This is a genomic window from Liquorilactobacillus mali (assembly GCF_001437155.1).
Lineage (GTDB): Bacteria > Bacillota > Bacilli > Lactobacillales > Lactobacillaceae > Liquorilactobacillus > Liquorilactobacillus mali_A.
Genome location: NZ_JQAR01000018.1, coordinates 1 through 4,577, shown reverse-complemented (window position 1 = coordinate 4,577; position 4,577 = coordinate 1). Strand labels below are relative to the sequence as shown.

Annotated in this window: 4 protein-coding genes; all 4 read left to right on the top strand. The window is 35.7% G+C overall.

The window, feature by feature from the left end; genetic code table 11:
- Positions 1 to 332: LiaF domain-containing protein (locus IV36_RS08095; RefSeq protein ID WP_420864921.1), on the top strand; the 332-nt coding region annotated here is incomplete at its 5' end.
- Positions 333 to 359: 27 nt separating this feature from the next.
- Positions 360 to 2,084 carry an ABC transporter ATP-binding protein gene (locus IV36_RS08090; protein WP_056991637.1) on the top strand — a complete coding sequence of 575 codons (1,725 nt, stop codon included), beginning with the start codon at positions 360 to 362 and terminating at the stop codon, positions 2,082 to 2,084.
- The gene (locus IV36_RS08085; RefSeq protein WP_056991636.1) at positions 2,084 to 3,865 is read left to right on the top strand and encodes an ABC transporter ATP-binding protein; all 1,782 of its coding nucleotides are present in this window, start codon (positions 2,084 to 2,086) and stop codon (positions 3,863 to 3,865) included. Before IV36_RS08090 ends, IV36_RS08085 begins: the two co-directional genes overlap by 1 nt.
- A gap of 29 nt (positions 3,866 to 3,894) precedes the next feature.
- The gene (locus IV36_RS08080; RefSeq protein ID WP_056991635.1) at positions 3,895 to 4,509 is read left to right on the top strand and encodes a DUF1054 family protein; all 615 of its coding nucleotides are present in this window, start codon (positions 3,895 to 3,897) and stop codon (positions 4,507 to 4,509) included.
- Positions 4,510 to 4,577: the final 68 nt, after the last annotated feature.

Below are 4,577 nucleotides of genomic sequence, written 5' to 3'. Positions count from 1 at the left end.
AAAAAAAAATAAAGATTAGTGAAAGCATGTCTAGTAGTGTCAGATATGTCAAAGCAAATAATCTTGAACAGGTCGATATCAGTTCAAGAATTGCGTCCTTGAAAATTTATTTTGACAATGTTGAATTCCAAAATGATGAAGCAAATATATTTATTAATGGTTCATTAAGTGAAATAATATTATTCTTCCCTAAAGAATGGAAAGTCTTCGTCAATATAAACAGTGTCTTGAGCGAGGTCGAGACCGCACAGGAAGAGGAAAATATTTTTGAGAAGAGGATATATATTAATGGGAATTTAAACCTATCGGAATTAAAAATTAAGTATATTTAATAACTATGTTTAGGAGTGAAAGTTTATATGGGAATTTTAAAACCCTACTTGAAAAATAATTATCTATCTATAATTGGGGCCGTTGTTTCGGTAATTGTGCTGGCAGGAAGTACCTTGTGGCAACCTAAGCTCTTACAGACAATCATGAAAGCAATAATCGCGGATAATCGTAACGAGGTTTATGACTACGGGATCCAGCTGATTGTCTTGGCGTTAATTGGTATCGTTGCAGGAATTACTAGTACCTTTTTTTCTGCAAAGGTGGCACAAGCAGTTACAACAGATTTAAGAGCGGATATATACGATAAAATCCAAGAATTTTCTTTTGGGAATATTGAGAAATTTTCAGCTGGTAGTTTAGTTGTACGGTTAATTAACGATATGAATCAGATTCTAAATCTAGTAATGACGATGTTAACGCAAATATTGCGGATTCCGCTACTTTTTATAGGGGCATTTATACTGGGAATCATTACAATTCCTAGATTATGGTGGATTGAAATTTTGATGATTGTATTGATATTATCATTGACAGGTGCGGTCTTTTCGCACATGGGTAATTTGTTTGCAAGATTTCAAAAATGGCTTGATAAGATGAATACAGTTGCAAAGGAATCAATGCAAGGTATTCGAGTCGTTAAATCGTTCAATCAAGAAGCAAACGAGACCAAGAAATTTGCCGCAACTGCAGGTGAGCTGAAAAACTTGAATTTGACGATTGGATATTTATTTTCATTACTGATACCTGCTTTTATGTTAATTTCAAATTTGATGATTCTATTGGCTGTTTATCTTATTGGAGCTAAAATCACAAGCCATCCAAATGATTTGGCAGCAGTCGCATCATTTATTTCTTACCTGATGCAATTAATGTTCGCTATTATAATAGGTGCTATGACTATGACAATGGCCTCTAGAGGAATGATCTCTATAAAACGTGTTAAAGAGGTGCTAGAAACTAAGCCTGATGTTGAATTTAGTAATAGTTCAGTTGAAGAGACGTTAGCTTCAGACGTTGAGTTCGAAAATGTTAGCTTTGCATATCCTAACTCCAGCGAAGACTCTTTGAAGAATATTTCATTTGAGATCAAGCCGGGAAATTTTGTCGGAATTGTTGGTTCTACGGGATCTGGGAAAACAACGTTGGCACAATTAATTGCGCGGTTGTATGACCCAACAAAAGGGGATATTAAGATTGGCGGCAAGAAATTACAGACAATTGCTGCATCAACATTGCGCAAAACAGTTAGCTTTGTTTTGCAAAAAGCAATTCTTTTTTCTGGTACGATTGAGGACAATTTGAAACAAGGGAAATCTGATGCAACGAAAGAAGAAATGGAATGGGCATTAGATGTGGCACAGGCAAAAGAATTTGTTGATAAATATGACGACGGTGTAAAGCATCGCGTAGAAGAGAGATCTGCTAATTTTTCTGGTGGACAAAAACAAAGATTATCAATTGCTAGAGGAATCATAGGTAAACCCAAAATATTAATTCTTGATGATTCGACTTCAGCATTGGATGCAAAGTCCGAAAAATTGGTTCAGCAGGCACTTGAAAGTGAAATGAAAGCAACGACGGTCTTTATGATCGCAGAAAAAATATCCTCAGTAATAAAGGCGGACACGATTTTGGTGCTTGATGATGGTGAGTTAGTTGGAATTGGAACACACGAAGAGCTATTAGAGAATTCGCCAATTTATCGAGAGATATATGCTGCACAACTTTCACGAATAGGAGGGCAAGCATAGTGAAGGATTTTAAGTTATCAATTGCATATTTTAAGCATTATTTAAAGCCGTACTGGAAAGGGCTGTTCTTTGTTGTAGGATTAACGATCATTTCCACATGGGCACAAATAAAAGCACCGGTTTATCTAGGAAAAGCCATGACAAGTCTTAGTAAATATTTAGTTGCTTATATGAATCCAGCAACCCATCAAAGTGCATCTTTAGCTAGTTTTCATAATGCACTTTGGATGATACTAGGATTTTATCTCCTGTCAGTATTTACGATGCTGATATCTAGTTTGTTGATTTCGCGAATAAATGCTCTATCAACTAATAAGATGCAGCGTGGATTGTTTGGCAAGTTGCAAAAAATGACAATCAGCTATTTTGATAGACATCAAGATGGTAAAATATTGTCGCTATTTACATCAGATTTAGATAACATTTTCAATGCGATGAACCAAGCAATTTTTGAGTTGATTTCACAGATCGTCCTTTACATAGGAGTCATCTGGATGATGTTTTCATTGAATGTAAAACTTGCGTTGGCTACGGTTGCTTCAACACCTTTCGTGATTTTGATTGCCTTTTTTATTATTCGAAAGGCAAGGTATTATATTGACAACCAGCAAGATGAAATTAGTAAGTTGAATGGATATATTAATGAGCAGATCAATGGTGAGAAAATCATTATTACTAATGGACTGCAGGAAAAATCAGTGGAAAATTTCAAGATATTAAATGAACGTGTTCGTAAGTCGACATTCAAAGGACAATTGTATTCAGGTATGCTTTTCCCCTTGATGCAGGGATTGTCGTTGCTTAACTTGGCAATTGTCATAGCATATGGGTCTTGGATGGTGATCAATGGAGATGTAGGTAAGGCGGTCGGATTAGGGTTAGTAGTCACCTTTGTTCAATATTCGCAGCAATACTTTCAGCCTATTACGCAGATTACATCCATGTATTCTATGCTGCAATTGGCATTGACAGGTGCTAAAAGATTGAGTACTGTGCTGAAACAGCCTGAAGAGCAAGTAAATAAGGGTGGACGAAAGCTTCTGAAGGTTGATGAAGGAGTTGAGTTGAAGAATGTTCATTTTGGATATAACAGCGAAAAAGAGATTCTGCATGGAATTGATATTGATGTGAAGAAAGGCAAGATGATTGCGTTAGTTGGACCGACTGGTTCAGGTAAGACAACAGTAATGAATTTGTTAAATCGTTTTTATGATGTAACAAATGGTGAGGTCTTATTTGATGGAACGGATGTAAGAGATTTTGAATTGCATTCGCTACGTAAAAATGTTGGAATTGTACTACAGGATTCAGTTTTATTTTCTGGGACAATTGCTGATAATATAAAATTTGGATTACCAGAAGCAACAGAGGCTCAAATGATCTCTGCTGCGAAGCAGGCGCATATCCATGACTATATTGAAAGTTTGCCAGATAAATACGAAACTAAAGTTGATGATGAAAATTCGATATTATCTGTCGGTCAGAAACAATTGCTCAGCATTGCTAGAACTTTGCTGACTGATCCTAGCTTTTTAATTTTAGATGAAGCAACTTCAAATGTTGATATGGTTACAGAAGAAAAAATAAAAAAAGCAATGGATAATGTTATTGCTGGAAGAACAAGTTTTGTTATTGCCCATCGACTCAAGACAATCGTAGAGGCAGATGAAATCATTGTCTTAAAAGATGGAGTAGTAATAGAGCGCGGAAACCACCAAAAATTGTTGAAAGATAAGGGCTTCTATTATAATCTGTATGTTAATCAGATGGTATTTGAGTAAGCAAATCGCGAAATTTGAGGTGGATATACATGATATCGGAAAATGTATTTGATGTATTTTTGGTACAAGGTCTTGATGAAAGAATGCATGCCATCAGAGAAACTGTCCAGCCAGAATTTAAATTATTAGGAGACAAGCTGGTTCCTTTTTTTGAATTAAAGTGTGGCAAGGAGTTTTATGCACATGTGGCACAACACAGAAGGAGGACAAAATATGCACCAGAAATAACGTGGTGTGCATTTAGTCAGCAACAAAGGGGATACAAAATGGAACCGCATTTTCAAATAGCGGTTAATAAGGACTATCTTGCATTGTGGCTTTCATTCATTGATAATCCCAAGGGAGAAGAAAAAATGGCTGCCGTATTTATTGATAATCCAGAAAAAATAGTTACTATTCCGGCTGATTTTGATGTGTCGCTCGATCACACCAAAACTAAGAGTGAAAAGATCGCAAACACAGATATGATTGAAGCTTTGAAAAGATGGAAAAATGTAAAAAAAGGTGAGTTTCAGATTGGAAAAATCTTTCCAAAAGAATACTTTAGTAAACATAGTAATGAAGAATTTCTTACTGAAGTACACGATGTTTTTGAACAGTTAATTCCTATTTATCAGACTGCAATGAGTGTAGTTCAATGTTAAAGTAGAAAAAGGGGGGCTGTGCCATAAGTCCCTAAGTTAAAGAGCTTCACCAGAGAAAGTAATGATTT